General features: G+C 37.4%; 16 protein-coding genes. 1 reads left to right on the forward strand and 15 read right to left on the reverse strand.

What is annotated here, in order from left to right; all coding sequences use genetic code 11:
* Positions 1 to 167 precede the first annotated feature (167 nt).
* Both pnp and rpsO read right to left on the reverse strand, forming a co-directional pair.
* Positions 168 to 2243 (reverse strand): polyribonucleotide nucleotidyltransferase, encoded by a 2076-nt coding sequence (gene pnp, locus NYP54_RS03195; protein WP_283157137.1) that lies wholly within the window; start codon positions 2241 to 2243, stop codon positions 168 to 170.
* A gap of 47 nt (positions 2244 to 2290) precedes the next feature.
* Positions 2291 to 2557 (reverse strand): 30S ribosomal protein S15, encoded by a 267-nt coding sequence (gene rpsO, locus NYP54_RS03200; protein WP_117002957.1) that lies wholly within the window; start codon positions 2555 to 2557, stop codon positions 2291 to 2293.
* Between the two features lie 284 nt (positions 2558 to 2841).
* Here rpsO and adk point away from each other — a divergent pair, with 284 nt between their 5' ends.
* On the forward strand, positions 2842 to 3513 hold the full coding sequence (gene adk / locus NYP54_RS03205; RefSeq protein WP_283157138.1) for an adenylate kinase: 672 nt from the start codon (positions 2842 to 2844) through the stop codon (positions 3511 to 3513).
* A 336-nt stretch (positions 3514 to 3849) separates the two neighbouring features.
* On the opposite strand, the gene mutY is transcribed toward adk, so the two are convergent.
* From mutY to NYP54_RS03270, 13 genes are all read right to left on the reverse strand, one after another.
* Complete coding sequence (mutY, locus tag NYP54_RS03210; protein WP_283157139.1) at positions 3850 to 4860, reverse strand: A/G-specific adenine glycosylase; 1011 nt, start codon at positions 4858 to 4860, stop codon at positions 3850 to 3852.
* Positions 4853 to 5386 carry an adenine phosphoribosyltransferase gene (locus tag NYP54_RS03215; RefSeq protein ID WP_283157140.1) on the reverse strand — a complete coding sequence of 178 codons (534 nt, stop codon included), beginning with the start codon at positions 5384 to 5386 and terminating at the stop codon, positions 4853 to 4855. Before NYP54_RS03215 ends, mutY begins: the two co-directional genes overlap by 8 nt.
* A gap of 100 nt (positions 5387 to 5486) precedes the next feature.
* Positions 5487 to 6254 (reverse strand): substrate-binding domain-containing protein, encoded by a 768-nt coding sequence (locus NYP54_RS03220; RefSeq protein WP_283157141.1) that lies wholly within the window; start codon positions 6252 to 6254, stop codon positions 5487 to 5489.
* Positions 6255 to 6625: 371 nt separating this feature from the next.
* Positions 6626 to 6928 (reverse strand): hypothetical protein, encoded by a 303-nt coding sequence (locus NYP54_RS03225; RefSeq protein ID WP_283157142.1) that lies wholly within the window; start codon positions 6926 to 6928, stop codon positions 6626 to 6628.
* Between the two features lie 63 nt (positions 6929 to 6991).
* A complete protein-coding gene (locus NYP54_RS03230; protein ID WP_283157143.1) occupies positions 6992 to 7759 on the reverse strand; it encodes a glucosaminidase domain-containing protein in 768 nt (255 codons plus the stop codon).
* 220 nt (positions 7760 to 7979) lie between these two features.
* Positions 7980 to 8303 (reverse strand): hypothetical protein, encoded by a 324-nt coding sequence (locus tag NYP54_RS03235; protein ID WP_283157144.1) that lies wholly within the window; start codon positions 8301 to 8303, stop codon positions 7980 to 7982.
* Positions 8304 to 8317: 14 nt separating this feature from the next.
* A complete protein-coding gene (locus tag NYP54_RS03240) occupies positions 8318 to 8488 on the reverse strand; it encodes a hypothetical protein (RefSeq protein ID WP_283157145.1) in 171 nt (56 codons plus the stop codon).
* A 35-nt stretch (positions 8489 to 8523) separates the two neighbouring features.
* Complete coding sequence (locus NYP54_RS03245) at positions 8524 to 9453, reverse strand: MipA/OmpV family protein (protein WP_283157146.1); 930 nt, start codon at positions 9451 to 9453, stop codon at positions 8524 to 8526.
* A gap of 395 nt (positions 9454 to 9848) precedes the next feature.
* The gene (locus NYP54_RS03250; RefSeq protein ID WP_283157147.1) at positions 9849 to 12074 is read right to left on the reverse strand and encodes a hypothetical protein; all 2226 of its coding nucleotides are present in this window, start codon (positions 12072 to 12074) and stop codon (positions 9849 to 9851) included.
* Between the two features lie 442 nt (positions 12075 to 12516).
* Positions 12517 to 13185, reverse strand: coding sequence for a hypothetical protein (locus NYP54_RS03255; RefSeq protein ID WP_283157148.1), 669 nt, complete (start codon positions 13183 to 13185; stop codon positions 12517 to 12519).
* 149 nt (positions 13186 to 13334) lie between these two features.
* The gene (locus NYP54_RS03260) at positions 13335 to 13919 is read right to left on the reverse strand and encodes a hypothetical protein (RefSeq protein WP_283157149.1); all 585 of its coding nucleotides are present in this window, start codon (positions 13917 to 13919) and stop codon (positions 13335 to 13337) included.
* Between the two features lie 5 nt (positions 13920 to 13924).
* Positions 13925 to 16771, reverse strand: coding sequence for a hypothetical protein (locus tag NYP54_RS03265; protein WP_283157150.1), 2847 nt, complete (start codon positions 16769 to 16771; stop codon positions 13925 to 13927).
* Positions 16772 to 17056: 285 nt separating this feature from the next.
* Positions 17057 to 17992, reverse strand: a complete 936-nt coding sequence (locus tag NYP54_RS03270) for a hypothetical protein (RefSeq protein ID WP_283157151.1) — start codon at positions 17990 to 17992, stop codon at positions 17057 to 17059.
* Between the last annotated feature and the right edge of the window lie 124 nt (positions 17993 to 18116).

Genomic DNA, 18116 nt, shown 5'->3' on the forward strand with positions numbered 1-18116 from the left:
CGCTTAAATTATCCCCTCACCCGTGCAGCCTAAGCTGCACGACCTCTCCCGCAAGGGGAGAGGTAATAGGGGAAATGCAAGTTAAATTTTAATCACCCCTCACACTACGCGAGTTATTCCACAGTGGGAGATAATGAGAAATGCAACTCATTTTTCATTACTACTAGCTATTGAACCGGCACGAGCTTGATTTTTCCCATGCGATCAATATTTTGCACCATAACATTCATGCTTTTGCCTTCTGCCATCGTATTTGGGTTAACACCAATACTTTCAAGCTCAGCAAATGGCAATAAGCCATCTTTACCCGGCAGAATATTAATAAACGCACCAAAATCTAAAACTTTAACGACTTTACCGCTATAGGTTTGACCCACTTCCGCACTGGCTGTTATTGCTAATACCTCTTCAATGGCAGCATTTAATGCATCACGGCTCTTGGCAAAAATCTTGACATCACCATTATCTGATGTGTCAATCGATGCACCGGTTTTCTCAGTAATACCTTTAACCGTCGCACCACCTTTACCAATCACATCACGGATTTTACTTGGATCGATTGTAATGACTTCAACTTGGGGCGCATTATCAGAAGTTTCTGTTTTATACTCAGAAATCACTTCATTCATAATGCCCAAAATATGCAAACGACCTTCGCGGGCTTGCTCAAGCGCTGCATGCATGATTTCACGTGTGATACCTTTGATCTTGATATCCATCTGCAAAGCCGTTACACCATAGCGCGTACCCGCTACTTTAAAGTCCATATCACCCAAGTGATCCTCATCACCTAAGATATCTGATAATACAGCGTATTTATCACCATCTTTAATCAGCCCCATTGCAATACCTGCAACAGGAGCGGCTAACGGCACACCGGCATCCATCATTGATAGTGATGAACCACAAACGGTTGCCATTGAACTTGAGCCGTTTGATTCCGTAATTTCAGATACCACACGGATAACATAAGGATAGGCATCTTCATTTGGGAATACTGCTTGTGTCGCACGTTTCGCCAAATTAGCATGACCAATCTCACGACGCTTAGGTGTGCCAATCATACCCGTTTCACCAACTGAGTATGGCGGGAAATTATAATGTAACATGTAGCGATTTTTCTTATCGCCCCCTAAAGTTTCAACCAACTGTGCATCGCGATCATTACCTAAAGTTGTCACCACTAAAGCTTGTGTTTCACCACGTGTGAACAACGCTGAACCATGCGCTTTAGGTAGCACACCTGTGCGCACATTAATTGGACGCACTGTACGTGTATCACGACCATCAATACGTGGCAAGCCACTTAAAATATTTTTACGAACGACTTCTTTTTCAATGTCGTGGAAAATTGTTTTAATCTCTTCCACAGAAACTTCTTCTAATTCCGTTTCATCAGCAACAATAGCCTCAACCACTATTTTGCGTAAACGGTTGATTGCCTCAACACGCTTTTGTTTCTCAGTTTCTTGATAAACTGCTTTAATCTCACTATAAAAACGTGACTTAATCTGCTCTTTTAATGCTTTGTTTTCCGCTTTTGGTACAAAATCCCAGCGCGGCTTGGCAGCATATTTCGCTAAGTGATTAATCGCTTCAATGATCACTTGCATTTCTTTGTGACCATATAAAACAGCGCCAAGCATGACATCTTCTGGCAAGCTTTTTGCTTCTGATTCAACCATCAACACGGCATCTTTCGTACCGGCAACGACTAAATCCAACTCTGAAATATCTAGTTTGGCAAATGATGGGTTTAAAACATATTGCCCATCAATAAAGCCGACACGCACACCAGCAACAGGACCCTCAAATGGTACCCCAGATAATACCAACGAAGCCGAAGCACCGATCAGCGCTGGAATATCCGGTGGCACCTCAGGATCATATGATAACACGGTTGCCACAACTTGAACTTCATTATAAAAGCCTTCAGGAAACAATGGACGCAGTGGACGGTCAATCAAACGAGCTGTTAAGGTCTCGTTTTCACTTGGTCGCCCCTCACGACGCGGGAATCCGCCTGGAATCTTACCTGCTGCGTATGCTTTTTCTTGGTAGTTGACTGTCAATGGGAAGAAATCTATACCTTCTTTAGCCTCTTTTTGCGCTGCGGTTGTTACCAATACAACGGTATCGCCCATAGTAACTAAAACCGAACCTGCCGCTTGACGCGCCATTGATCCTGTTTCCAATGTTACTTGATGTTGTCCTAACTGAAAGACTTCTTTAAATATTTTCACGTGTGTACCTTATTATCATTGTTTTGCGGTGTGTCGTATCTTTGATCTTATCTACGTAAACCTAAACGCTCGATCAATGCGCGATAGCGCTCGATATCTTTGCTCTTCAAATAGTCAAGAAGTTTACGACGTTGACTTACTAAACGCAACAAACCACGTCTTGAGTGGAAGTCTTGTTTGTGTGATTCAAAATGCCCTTGCAACCCGGTAATGCGAGCTGTCAATAGTGCAACTTGTACTTCTGGTGAGCCTGTATCGCCTTCTGAACGTTGATATTCAGAAACGATCGATTGTTTTTGCTCGGTGCTTAACATAGTGTTTTCTCCTAAGATTTATTTCTTTTGTTAAACTTCCCATGTGATATTTTGTACATTTAACCGTAAAAAATATCGTGACAGTTTAGCAACGCCGTATGATACATGCTTTTTAGATAAACAACAAGCAAAGGCAAAGCTTATGTAGAGAATAAATAAACTATCCTAAGCAAGAATAGATAAACGAACGAAAATTCAAACCTAACCAATTTTTTAAAAGACTTTTAAACCATTTCTTTTTATCATAGAGCCACATTTTATTTTTACTTTTACGTGGAAACCACATGAACATTATTCTTCTAGGCCCTCCAGGGGCTGGCAAAGGCACGCAAGCAAAGCGCATTGAAACACAATTTAACATTCCACAGATCTCCACAGGTGATATGCTGCGAGCGGCGATCAAATCAGGCTCAGAAACCGGCATGAAGCTAAAGAAAATATTAGATGCTGGCGAGCTTGTTTCTGATGATTTTATTATGCAAATCGTTAAAGAGCGACTATCGCAAGCTGATTGCAACAATGGTTTTATGCTTGATGGCGTACCACGCACATTAGGACAAGCCGACGCCTTTAAAAAACTTGGCATTAATATTGATTTTATTATTGAGATCACACTAGATGACAATATCATCATCAAACGCATGTCAGGTCGTAGAATTCACGAGGCTTCAGGCCGTACCTATCACGTTGATAATAACCCACCAAAAGTTACTGGCAAAGACGATCAAACCGGTGAAGACTTGATTCAACGCGAAGACGATAAAGAAGAAACCGTTAAGAACCGCTTAAATGTCTATCATGCGCAAACTGCACCATTGATTGAATACTACCAACATTTTGATACCGCGGGCACCAAACTTAAAAAGCCTACTTATGTTAAAGTTGATGGCAATCAAAGTGTTGATACAGTGACCAAAGAAATTTTCCAAGTACTTAGCCAACACGCAACTGCCTAATATCACATTTCATCCAATTACGCACTTTTTTTTCTATTTCAACACCCTGCCTCGTAAACTTGGCACCCCTCTTGAAAAGAGGGGAATAAAAAATAACCATTGCCTAATTCCCCTCTTTTCAAGAGGGGTGGCAGCCGTAGGCTGACGGGGTGTTTTAAAATCATCGTTTTTTCTAATATGCATTACTTGTTAGGGCTATGACCACATTCCTGACCACTTTTATTGCGTAAGCGTTGGCTGAGCGTAAGTCGAAGCCTCTATGAAGTGTGATTACCCTTCGACTTACGCTCAGGGGACGGTGAGCACTTGTGGGTGAATATTTAGTCTTAGCCCTTATTAGCAAATCAAATGCTTTGCCAATGGTGCAGGCAATGCATATTTCTTTATATTATCCTTGCTCACCCAATAAGCATTATCAATCGTTGCTTTCTGAGTTAATTGATACACTTTAATATCATAATAAAGCTCAAAATGCGTGAATATATGCTTTTGCTCTTCACATAGCATATGACTATATTCACCAATATTTAACGCAGACTCTGGTAACGCGTATAACCCACCCCAAATACCTTTGTTGGGTTTTTTGATAAGTAGCAGCTCATCTTGATATTGATAAAGATGAAACACTGCTGATTGCACTGGCTTCACCTTTTTTTCTTTTTTCCGTGGATATTGATCTACACGCTCATTGGCAAAACTCAAACAAATATCCTGTAACGGACAAAGCCCACACTTTGGCTTGGTTCGTATACAGATTGTCGCCCCCAAATCCATTTGTGCTTGTGTGTAATTTTGCGTCTTGTCTTTTGGCATAAGCTTATGCGCCAATTGCCATAGCTTTTTCTCAATGGTCGCACCTGATAACACTTCATCAATAGCAAAAACACGTGCAAAAACGCGCTTAACATTACCATCCATAATCGGTGTTGCTTGCTTAAACGCAATTGATAAGATCGCATGAGCGGTTGATTTGCCAATTCCAGGCAACGCTAATAGATGATCAACGCTATCAGGCATCACACCACTATGTTTCTGATAAATAACTTGTGCTGTTTTGTGCAGGTTTCTAGCTCGTGCATAATAGCCAAGCCCTGCCCAATATTGCATTACCTCATCTTGATCGGCTTGCGCTAAATCACTGATATGCGGAAATCTATCAATAAACTTGAGAAAGTATGGAATAACCGTTTTAACTTGTGTTTGTTGTAACATAATCTCAGATAACCACACGTGATAAGGGTTAAAATCACCCTGCCATGGTAAGTCATGGCGCCCACTTTGGCTAAACCACGTAAGTAGAGCGCTTTGATAATGTGAAATATTAAAATGAAGTTTAATCTCAGTCATATTGAACTAATGAGTCAATAAAGATGTCTTTTGGCATTTTATCGCGTCCATTGAGTCCATTAAGCTCAATCACAAATAATGAACCTAATACAGTAGCTCCAGCTTTTCTAACCAACTCAACACAAGCACTTGCCGTACCACCTGTTGCTAATAAATCATCTACCAACAATACTTGGTCATCGTTAGAAAAAGCATCTTGATGCACTTCCAATCTATCAGTACCATACTCTAACTCGTATTCACAGGCATGTACCGCGCGTGGCAGCTTACCAGGCTTACGAATTGGCACAAAGCCAATTGATAAATGCTTCGCTAGCGCTACACCAAAGATAAACCCACGACTCTCAGGTCCTGCGATAATTGTGGGTTTTAAGCCTTTTTCTTTGATCCGTTCTGCCATAAGACTTGCTGTTTGCGTTAAGCCATCAGCATCTGCCAATAATGGCGTGATATCACGAAATAAAATACCCGGCTTTGGAAAATCAGGCACAGCGGTAATTAAAGATTTAATCGTTATAATACTCATTATTTAAAAGGAATTTCCTCTGATACAGATTGCGCCCATGGTAGCACGTTGACATGAATGTTGTCATTTAAAAAAATCAACGTCGCATATTTGAATAAAATTACTTACCGACATACCAACCATAATTTGCAAAAATTGCTTGTGCCTCAGGCGTCTTTAAGTAATCTACAAATTGGTTGACTTGTGGATTGGTGTTATTTTGATTAATAGCAACATTGAAATCACGCGTAATAACATAATCATCATTGATATTAACAATATCACCTACGTCAGGATTGGAGAATGCCCAATCACGCCAAGTAATCCAGGCATCTACTTCCTTGTTTTTAAATACCTTAAATGCACTGCCACTATTAATGGCAAATACCTCAATATTATTTCTAAATGCTTGGAAAAATGCTACATCCTGCTTTCTGCCAACAATATCTTCCCAAACACCAGTGCCTGAAGTATTACTCATTCCTTGACCATCAATAACTGCAATTTTAATATTTGGTTTAATTAAATCTTCAAGCTTTGTGATTTTCTTAGGATTGCCCTTTTGCACCAAAATAATCGCATCATGCAAATATAGTGATTGCATATCCTTAACATTAAAGTTCGTTTTAAAATCATTAACAATTGCCAATGCTGATTGCTGCGATGGTCCAAATAGGATATCTGCATTTTCCTGTGCTCTTGCCTGCCACGTTGCTTGAGGACCAAAATTCACATGCACCTTAACATCATTTTTTTCTTCAAACGCTTTTGCTGCATCCAGTAATGCCGTATGCGGACCACCTGGACCATAAAGGGTTACATCACTATACGCACTGACAGAAAGTAGCATTCCCCCAATAATTGAAAGTTGTTTTATACTAGTTAACATCTTAATCCTCCTAAAGTGTTAAGTTTATATATCCATCGTCAAATACTTAACGATGGGTGTATCACGCACTCCCCCGAGATTGCAACTCCAGAATTATCATATTGTCCAGTAATCATAATTTTAAACTTTCAACGTGTTCATATCCGCATCAATGTACAGTTATCATTATGCAGCAATTACATGACGCAATAAAAATACCAAATCATACAAAATAAATTTTTACCAGCTTTGCAAATCTTATTTACTCAAGCTAGCACTATTCATACTGTGACACATAGAAACATAACCTAAGCTTGGAAAGGTTTGACTTAGATTATATTGATTTAGCTAAAAGTGAATGCATCACAGTATGAAACTGTCAAATTTAAAAATTATTGCCTGCACCATGCTTTATACAGAAAATTCTTAGAATCCACTTCATATTTTCTTATGTTATTTAAAAGCTTATCTTGTTGGCTTATATAGTCTAAATTTCCAATCTTGCTTGTTCTTAAATAGATTTTATATCTACGACTATATTTACGAATAGTTGCCATTTTAAATCCCGTTAATTCAGCAACTTCGCTATATGTAAAGTCCTGCTCAACGAAATATTTTAGCACCTTATCTACTGGCTGTTTATACTTCATCCTCATTGCCGTCTTAAAATCTCTACCATGCTGATTAGCAGCCATTACCTAATACTCCTGTTAACCCAACACTTACTATCATTGGCAATGCATAACTCTTTCATAGACTTATATATCTTCAATGACATTATTATATCGGCAAAAGTTATTGTAGTTCATTGTCGATAATACACGCTTTTGATACTCACCTTCAGGCAGCTCTGAGTATCTATCCAAACCCTCCAGCAACACTTTTCCTGTTAGTTCTTGGTTATTTTGAGATAATTTATCTCGCATATCTCTAAACTCAGTGAAATTTTGCCCTGTATTTAACATATCATAATAGGATTGTATACTCCCCTCCGGTGAGTTAAATACTTGCACTTCAAAATTCTGTCCTTTACCTCTTTGCGTTGGAATCATGCCACAACCTGTAGTGAAACAATGCTGCCCAAAATAATTATTGCCTTGGCTTGCAAAACGTGATGTCCCCCAACCAGATTCCAAAGCGGCTTGTGCCAGAGTCAACCCTACAGGAACAACATTTACCTTTATAAGAAGCTCATCAATAGCTGATTTCAAATCATCAACATCCATATCAACATCATATTCACGCGCAAGCTCTACAAGAAATGTTATCTGCGGCTTACTCAGCCCTTCCTGTTGGCTAAAACCATCAGCTATTGTCTGAAGGTTCTGCCTTTGTTTTAATGTATTTAGATAGACTGTTTCAATATAAGGCAACATATAATCAACAAAAGCTTGTTTTTTCTCTTTAACATCCGTCATTGCCTTGAAATTTGGCTTACTTATAACACCTTGCTCATTTGCCTCAACCATTACTGGAGCACTTGAACACATCATTGCAAAAACAAAACAACCCATAAACTTTTTCACTTAAACCACCTTAAATATTTAATAAAAGCATGCTTAGCATAAAGAATCATTGGTGAATAATAACAATACCAAATAATACGTATTCTATCAGCGCTAGCTTTTGTTTGCTGCATCTTCCCAGTATCAAACCTTAAAAAACACTACACAAACCTTCCTTTTAAAATTCCCACCCTTAACCATTATCATTCTGGCACCTAGTGATTTTATTGCACACGTAATGCTATATTGCATAACGTTTCTGAAACTCCAACAAAGCATTTATATCCAAAGTCATAAGAAACTTCTTCAAAGATCTAGGCAACCAAATTGCCAACTTACAGGCTAATTTAAAGTCAATAACAAACGCCTCTCCAACGTCAGTAATAAGAATGTTTTTGGGATTTTTCAGATTTAGATGAACATAGCGAGCTCCATGTAAATCTTCTACCTGTTGATGAATTTTCTTAAATATATCAACCGGTAGATTAAGTTTATTATCAACATAATATGACAATGATTTAGCATTGATATATTTCATTTCCAAACTAAATGGATTGATCTTCACACACTCCCTAGCTACTAAAGATTCCACTTTTTATAAATACGGCATTCCTTATGTATAAACCAACGCCCAACAGTATTACGAATTAACCAATGTTTAGCTGCAAATGTCTTCTCAATTTTATCCTTTCTATAAAAAATATCACTATTTGCATAATTACCTTGCTGTATTATTCCTGTTTTATACATCACTAAATCCTCGAAAAACAAATATCATAAATTTCTTAAAATGAATAACTTAACGCAATAGATGATGTCAGCACATACTGATTACTGATCATTGGACTATCTGACACACTATCAGATAAGCGATTAACCCGTGAGGTTAACGATAAATTCCACCTTCTGCCATAGCTATAGACAATAGCAAGGCCAAGATAAGGCGAAACCTCATCACTCGGGGTATACTGCGCTAAACCTGATCGCACTGATTCATCGTAGCTAATACCATAGTAATAATCAGTCAACTGCTTGCTACTATACTGCAAACCAATGCTTGGCTTTAGACTAAATAAATGTTGCCCTTTTATAAACACAAATCGCTTTTCATATTCAATCACCCCCATATAACCATTGGATTGTCCGGTAATATCAAAATTCAAACCCACATTAATGTCCCCGTATGCTGAGATAAATCTTTGTTTAAAACCTGCCATCACAATATAATTACGATTATCTAGCCTTTGCATCTGAGAATCATTGCTATCCTTTGCTTTAAACTGCTCAGGATATAGAAAAAGCTGCGCCTCGGTTACTGTAAAATCGCTCTTATATAATTTATAAGAAACATATGGACCATATATCGTTAAATCCTCTCCCAAATAGCTAATAACCGGAATTGGTAATATAGTATAATTAGTATCTTTATATGGGTTAGGCGAAAAGATAGCGCCAAAACCAATACCCCATTGATAAGCTTTCTTATTTTGTTGTTGCAAAGAGATTACTTCTTTCGTATTACTTGTTACATCTTGACTACGTTCAGATATTTCAACATCATTCACCATAAGCTTATTTCCCATAGATTCATCAACAACACCCCTCATCATATTCTTTGCTTGTGGCACTTTTTGATGTAATACATCAGCATTAATTTGAGATATTGCTATGATTGAAAGACAACTTGCTACTACTACTTTTTTACTAATTTCCATTATTTTCTCAATATTTATACATATCTAACCTAGAAAAATTTCATACACCCTAAGGTTTTAATATATTTAATCGCTTCAAAATCCTAAAATTTTTAACATTATAGGATTTACGCATTGTGTCAGAGGGCAAAAACTATGAGCACCTTATAAATAAAGGGTTTAATAGGTTTTACAGTCGAGAATTTCGCAAAGTAATCATGATTATTTTGCCAAAAAGCTTCATTGATTAAACATGAAAAACAACCAAAATAATTACTTATTGTACAAAAAAGACTGCTGCATAAATGCTACCATCCATCAATGCATAAAAGTCATACATTGTCAAAAGTAGCCAATATACTTAACATATGCACAATGAAGAGCTGTTCAGTAGAGATGGTATTACCATCTTTTAGCTAGACAGGAAATTGTGGTACACTCCAGTGCTTTGGAAGAAGATCACTCTTTATAATTCCATTTGGTCTTGGTCTCCCCCCCCAACAATATAACAAAGAATCCTCTGAAGAAATTGCACAAGCATAAGAAACTGTCTTTTGAGAATTTTCTAATGTATTCAATTCTTTAGAATCCCCCTCACCCGCAACATCGTAATAACCAATCCCAATATCTTTAACTTCACCTATCGGTAATTCAGAGCCATTGCTCGTTTCAACCAATACCGGGACGTTGCTCATACTAGTTGATCCGTTACCTAGCTGCCCATAGGTGTTATCTCCCCAACAATACAACTGATTTGACTCACCAGCAATTGCACAGACACTATTATAGCCCACAACAACTTTAGTGACATTTGTAAGTGATGAAACCGATTGAGGGGTATTTGAGTGTGTCTCACTGCTGCTTACACCTAATTGACCACTTTCATTATCTCCCCAGCAATATAATTTTCCTAAATTATCTATTGCGCAAACATTTTGATAACCAACACTAACTTGCTTGATATTAGACATCACAATATTACTGGTGGAGGCATCGACAAAACTCTCACCCGAACCAACCCCAAGCTTACCACTTGTGTTATCTCCCCAGCAAAATAAATTCGATCCACTATCAACTGCACATATTGAACCATTTTCAGTAGAAACATCTGTAAATGATTTAAGAGAAAAAGTATCAACAGTGACCGGTTCTGGAGAGTATCCATATTTACTCAAATAGTTCAAAAAGTTATTATTTATAGAATCAGCCTCCCTCTGTGTGATATCAAGACCTAATTGATTATATGTATTATCTCCCCAGCAATATAACTTCTTTGTATCAGCGTCAACCAAACAGGAATTTCGATTACCTGAGTCAAAAGCAAGAACCGAGTAATTTTCATAAAGTTCTGGTTTTGGTGTTATTCCCATTCCAGTGCAAATGTCAAAGTCACTAGTATAATCCTTATTACAAAATAAGGTATGATCATCATTTTTAGAACTTTCAGAAATTATATCTTCAAAATTTAAAACAGCAGTAATAAATGGTCCATGTAATATTTTTCCTAAACCACCTGTGCCATACTGAAAATAACCCGCGGATTTTAGTTTACCCTTTGAATCTTTTAAAAAAGTATTACCATCGCCTACGTAAATCTTACCTGTTGGCATTTTTCTGGCAAGAGGCATATACTCGGGTTCACGTAAAGGATGTTCATCAGGTACTAAAAACGCTATGATTGGGAACTGACCTTGATCTCTTCCTCCCCAACAATAATAAGCATTCTCTCGCATTCCACACATATGACTTGATGAGGCCATAGATACAAGATCCAATCTGCTTTCGTACAAATCAAAAATAATATCATTACTTGCATTCTTATCAAGCTTCTCATCACTATTAGATCGCTGCAATACAGTATAATTAATAGAAAGATCATATTCTGCAGCTGCATCACTCAAGATATTTAAACCTAAGTCAATATCAACTCCATTTTCTAAATTAATTTCCATGGAACTAGCGTCGTTTGAATCAAAAACAACCTGATCCGGAACAGTTATTGTAATCTTAGAATTAAGCAAGTCATCACTCCACTCTTTTGGGGCTGGCAGGGTCATTCTCATTTGCTGATTTTGAGATGTCCCATTTGTATCAAAATCAATTAGCATTCTATCTTGATCATATCCCACCTCTTGAGAGGTCAATTTAAAGTCGATAGTCTCCCCATCAAGTACATCTATGATTTGCTGCTGAGGAAGAGTAACACTATCATCAGAGGATGAAAAGGTTAACGTATGGCGACACCCTGCTTCGTCGGAACTTATTAAAGAAATTGTTTCAGCACTTCCAGATATTAATTTTACTGTTTGCTCTGTAGCTCCATCCATAAAAATACCTTTTGTGCACTGCAATTCACCTTCTGTAATTGGCGTTATAACATCAGTAACTCTGATCTCAATTTCTTGATCATCTTTAGCATTAACTCCAACTCTTTGAATAGTATAATTGAATTGATTAAGGCTTAATTCAAGTTGTCGTGTACTTCTATTTGGCATGTCATCGGGTGAATTAATAATTAGCTGAACACTTTCTGGAGCTTCTACAATGGTATCACTACCATTGCTATCACTATCACATGCCGACAAACCAAATACAAAAGTTAAGCTAAAATACCTAAGACTTCTAATTCTATTTAAATTCATTTTGACCTACCTAAATTTTATAATATGTAACACTAAGTATCTATGCAAATGTAATAATGTAATCCAGTATTTTTTGCCATAAGTAGCAAGCACCTCATTTAATGCATTTTGCCTGAAAACATAACTTACCCAGCACCTCACCCTTTAAATAAGTAAAGATTATTCCGCCTGTAGGACTCTCCCTTTATATGTCCATTTACATGGCTTAGCCAATACATCATTAAAGCACCTAATAAATGCCGTTATTTTATCTTACAAACGCTTTTGCCACATCAAGCAATGCTGTATGCGGACCACCCGAACCATAAAGGGTTATATATTATGCTCTAGTGACACTTTCACACTTTCTAAACAAGTGGCTACTTGGTTTTCCTTGTAAACCTCATATTTGATGGTGCATTACAACATCTCTAAAGTATTCGCGTATCTTAAATATGTGGCACTACATAAATTTACTATAACCAAAGTAATTCACACGAAAATCAAGATCGACAAAATTGTAAGCATATTCATCTGGACTAGCTTTAAAGAAGAAATGAGTTCGTTGAATTTGATTGCGAAGCATTGCAGAAACACTCGCTACATCTCCATCAACCCTATACTCAACAGAAGGTTCAGTAAAAAATCCTTCAATTAACTCCCCATCCGGATCATATACATTGACAAGAGCTGCTTGTATGCTAAACACAGTGACCCCCTCCCTACTGCATTCTCTTATTTCGAACCCACTATCTTCATAATCCTTAAGAATTACTGGCTCATCAAAATCACATAAAGTTTTTGAAAAAGTAGAAGTCTCTACTACTCGAACAAGCACTTGATCCTGTAGCATTTGCCCATCAAACTTACCACCTTCAGCAATAGCAAAAGTATCAAGAGGAAATATATCACCATCTTTAGCATCAGAATCAGAAAATAGTTCACTTGTCTTAACAACCCCAGCATCATCAATAGTAAAGTACTTAGAGAAAGGGTTATTAGGCCCTAAAACCCACTCAATTGAGTCAAAATCCGCCTCCTTATTGTCAATTTCTTTTTGCTCAGCCCCTGCAATTCCCACTCCTAACATTAATGTGCTTAGGAAACTATAAACCAATGTTTTCTTTATCATCTACAAAACCTCGTCGCTAAATTTTTAAAAGTTAATAATGCAAAATCATTCATACCACAACATCAATTGTATACAGAACATGACAATATTGGTAACCACAAAGAAAAACCAATTAATACCACATACAACAACATCACAGCAAAGTATTGCTAAAAAGTATACCTTAAGCCGGTAGTAAAACTATATGCATTAATATTGTGATCATTATTGGTGAATCTTGTGCTTGGCATATAATTAACGCCTAACTGCACAGATGCACCGTCACTTATGTTATAAGAGACGCCCACACCAAAGTCAAAAAGCACAAGTATTGTCCCAAATGAGCCATATAGAGAAAACTCCTCAGCAAGTTGCTTGCGCACAATGACTTTAGGCATAGGTAACAGAGTATTACTACCCTGCCCTATCACATTATAAAACGCAACCCCTAACCCATAATGCAGCGCATAGAAATCTTCCTGCTCAAATAGATAGTCATAAGATAAAGCAACTAAACCATAACTCGTTCGATCTTGATTTCTGCTTTGATTAAAAATATCAGAATTATTCCCCGCCATATCAATAAACCCCGCACTAATTGCCATTGAGAAGCCATCAACTCTGACACCTGATTCTACTGTATCATTCACATACACCGACTTATTGCTAACAGGATGCTCACTTTGAGACTCAAGCGCATAAACTGCTTCGCCAAGCATAAGCACAAGGATAATCACTTTCTTCATATTATTCATTATTTTCAACGTATCCCTACTGGTTTAATTACTAAGTCAATTCCTTTCACCATTTGCCCTGCACCGGCATTAACATCAACCGTTCCAACGAACCTCCCTGGGTTAAGGGCATTATCAATCATATAATTTTGAGCAAACCATGAATTGCTATGATGGATTAGTATATTAAATTCACGAGTAACTACGTCGCTAACATCATTTTCATTCGTTGCCTGCACTTTAATCGTATATAAACCACCATTTAATGATTGTGCATTTAAAAACACACGTCCAGACTGATCAATCTTAAAGTAATCCAACCCATCTAATATTTTATCCGAAGCAATAATACTCCAGCGTATATCTTCTGAAACTCGATTGCTAAACCCTGATTGAAAATAAACATATTCGCCTATCATATCGAACTCAACATAACCGTTATAGCGAATGGGGCTTTCAAAACCTGAGTTATAGCGACCATCTTTATCAATAATAACATACCCTTCAAGACCTGAAGCCTCAAGCACTGTGATAACCGTAGTCATAGAAAAGCTCAAATCATCTTCCACCTGTGAACTCACTGCACTACCTGATATTTGATAATCATAGCTTTGTGGCGCCACTTGTTCAGGCACTGTATAGTTAATTGCACACTCAGATAACGGTGCTAAACCATTTTTACAGCTTGAATAATCTATCGTTGGTGCATTTGCATCTAGTGCGCTGACTCGAATATCATTTACGTAATAATTTGATTCATTAACTAACACCTGAGTTCCATTTTCTAACTGCTTTAGCGTTAATGTACTTGGCAACAGACTCATTTTGACCTGTGTAGATAACAACTGAAGGTCTGCTGATATAGTTTTATCATGATCATATGACAAAGTAATTTTTTGGGAATAATCCTTAGTTAACGTATTAGCTTCGACCTTGACCAAACAACTAGAATAACTTGGTAAACGCCCATTATTATCGGCAATCAAAGCCTGGCACTGAGCCAAATCTATACGGTATTCATCAGTACTAGCAAGTTGATCCAACACAACATTAAGCGCTGGAGCCAAAGAGTCATTACGAATCTCAATTAGTTTAACCTCATCAGAATATATATGACTGACTGATGGAGCTATGGAAATATCTGGCACCTTGGTATGTATATAGCTTACATTTTTATCATCTTTATTATCAAGCTTATAGACACTAACATTATAACTATTAGCTGACAAATTCTCTGGTCTATCCGAAGAAATAATATCGATCGTACACGACTGCCCCGGCGCCAACGTGCCCGATTGACAAGTGTTATTTTGATAATTTACACCCAAAATAAGCGGTAAATCCACTTGGTACTGAGATAAATCAATATCAGCCAAGGATGTATTTTGAAGCACAAGCTGTGTCACGTTATCTTTACCCTCATAAAAGATCACCTCATTTGCAAATGAAAGCCCCACAACATTGCCTTCATCTGTCACTGCATTTCTAACTTCAACTTGAGCATTTTGAACATAATCCTGCACTTGCATTATCACGTCAAATTTAACATTTTGCGGGCGAATTTCCTGATCAAGATCTTTCTTAACGGTAATAGTACAAGTGTCGCCTGCCTCAAGCACCTCTAAACTCTGGCATTGATTATCAAGAATAACACCATTACTTTCTAGGAGCTCTGCGGTTGGCGTAATAAATTGAATATCAGACAACGGGATATTTATTGCTGTATTGTTTGTCACTCGGATTTCATTACTATCTTCATGTTCCTCAACCACCACATCACTTATAAGTAAATCATTGGGATCCAGTAAGTGCATACTACCAAGCTCAACCTCATTGGAAGTCACAGCTATCATATCTTCTTGCCATGATGATGCCGTATAGTTAACAACACAGCTAGAGCCCTGTGATAAATCACGACAACTGTCACTTAGCTCAGCATCACCATTTCCAGCGTTAAAAACCAACTGAGATTTATCCCCCGCAAATGATACATCTAGGCTTGATATTACAAAGGACTTACTCACATCCTCCGGATAATAAAAAGCATAAGAAGGTCTAATTTCCAAACTTGGATTTTCATATTGGGATAGCGCTTTAGTATTAACAAACCCTGGTGTTGTTTTACTAATACCTTGATCATAGCCTTCCAACACCACTTCATCACCAACACGATCCTGTGGAGCTGTTACAAAGTCCCCCATCATAATACATGTGTCATAATTTTGAAGAACTGTCTGACAGGTATTAATTAAACTTTCACCATTAATGTTACCAACCATAGTCTCCAATCTAAGCTTTTCACTAGTAAGATCAACAGTTTCACCAGTTTCATTAACTAACACCAATGTATTTAAGCCAGTCGTATAAATTTCATTTTTCTTATTATTAATTAATGTTAGTGCTTTCACTGGCAAAGAGATTGGTTTGCTCTCTATTGTTTGACCATCAACCTCACCGACTATAGTAAAAACAAAATATTGATCTACTTTATCAATATTAAGCACCATCAAATCTATCTTACAGCTTTCTCCAACATCAACCCCGTTTTTGCAGCTGCCAATCGCGTATGCATAATCACTACCATTAGCACCGAAATCTGTCCTTATTGATAGATTTGTCATTGTTGAGCCTGCTTTATCGGCACCAACACCCACGGCTTCAATTTGTTTTACTGCCAAATCATCCAGATTTACATTGACAGTAAAAAAATCAGCAACAACTGCTGAATCCATCTGAGTATCCACCGTCAGATTATAGCTAGGTCCACTACTTTCAGCTCTCTCACCTTCATCGCCACCACCGCAAGCAGAAAGCCCTAATCCCAATAAAACCAAAGAGGGTATAGTTTTAAATTTCAAAAAGGATTTATACATAAATCTCACCTTTATTTTATAATAAACACATCTGACACAGAGTTCGCAGCAATCTTATAAATGCCTTTAATCAATTAATAATTAAAATGCAATGAATATGAATCAATAAAAGCACTTGTTCACTCAACATCACTACCTTGATGCATCGCATACTTTAGAAACAACTCACCTGTTTAATCTCAAAATGCCTTTTCGTAACGACTAACTATAAAAATATAGAGTTTTAGCCGTTATGTAATACAAACATTAGACAATAGAAGTGACTGAGTTAAACAATAACTCAGACTATGACTTAGCCACGACCTCAAGATCAATACCTGTTGCTGTACCTACTTCTGCATCTGGAGCTACGCCACCCTGCGTAACACCACCAATCTCGTATGCCTTCTCAAACTCACTCTGATCCACTGCATTATCTTTAATAAAAATTGGCAAAGAACCTATTGTTGCGCCAGTACCAACTGCATCCTTAATAAATACTTGTAAGGAATAAACTTGGGTACCCACAAAAACTTCATCTGCTATCGCAGCACCTGTTGTAGTAACCTCGCCATTTGAGTCAATAGTCAAATACTTATTAATATCTTCACCATTATCTGTCACCCCGATTAACTTATACTCAAGATCACCAGAAAACATTGTAGTAGAAGCAACATTATAAGCATCAACGGTTACGCCTAACGACGTCCCAGCAGTAACACTACTCACATCAAGGTAACCAACATAGAGATCATGTTCTCCTGTCGTTAAATCCGTTAATTGATGAGAAGCATTAGTATCCACTGGAATATACCCTAATAAACTACCACTTCCACCTTCATCAATAACGGTTATGTTCAAAATTTTTGTTAATACCTGACCAGCAAACTGAGTGCCTTCATTTGCGATTGCAATTGAATTATACTTATATGAGCCAACTGCAAGACCAGACATTTCAGTTGAGACAATACCTGTGTCAAAATCAATTTTAAATTTATCTTGACCATCAATTGCTCCACCTAAGTCACTTGTTGATACGGGAAGCTCCCCCCAAGTTACCGCTACAGCATCATTCCCATCACGAGTTTGCTCTTCTCGACTTGACTGCGCCGCATTTAATTCATATCCAGCATCTGCGATATTTGGCACATAAAGTGTTGTTTGACTCCCATCATTTGCCATTGCCACACCTGAAACAAAACCAAACCCTAAAACTACTACTAATTTATTTAATTTCATCATTTATTTACCCCGTTTAGTTATAGTGAATTAATATTTACCCTGATATCATATTTTGATATCAAGCAGTTTCTTCATTAAGAAGGACATGCTCATACTAACGCGGAGTATTAAATATTCAAAAATA

The organism is Cysteiniphilum sp. QT6929, from assembly GCF_030035755.1.
GTDB classification, from domain to species: Bacteria; Pseudomonadota; Gammaproteobacteria; order Francisellales; family Francisellaceae; genus Caedibacter; species Caedibacter litoralis.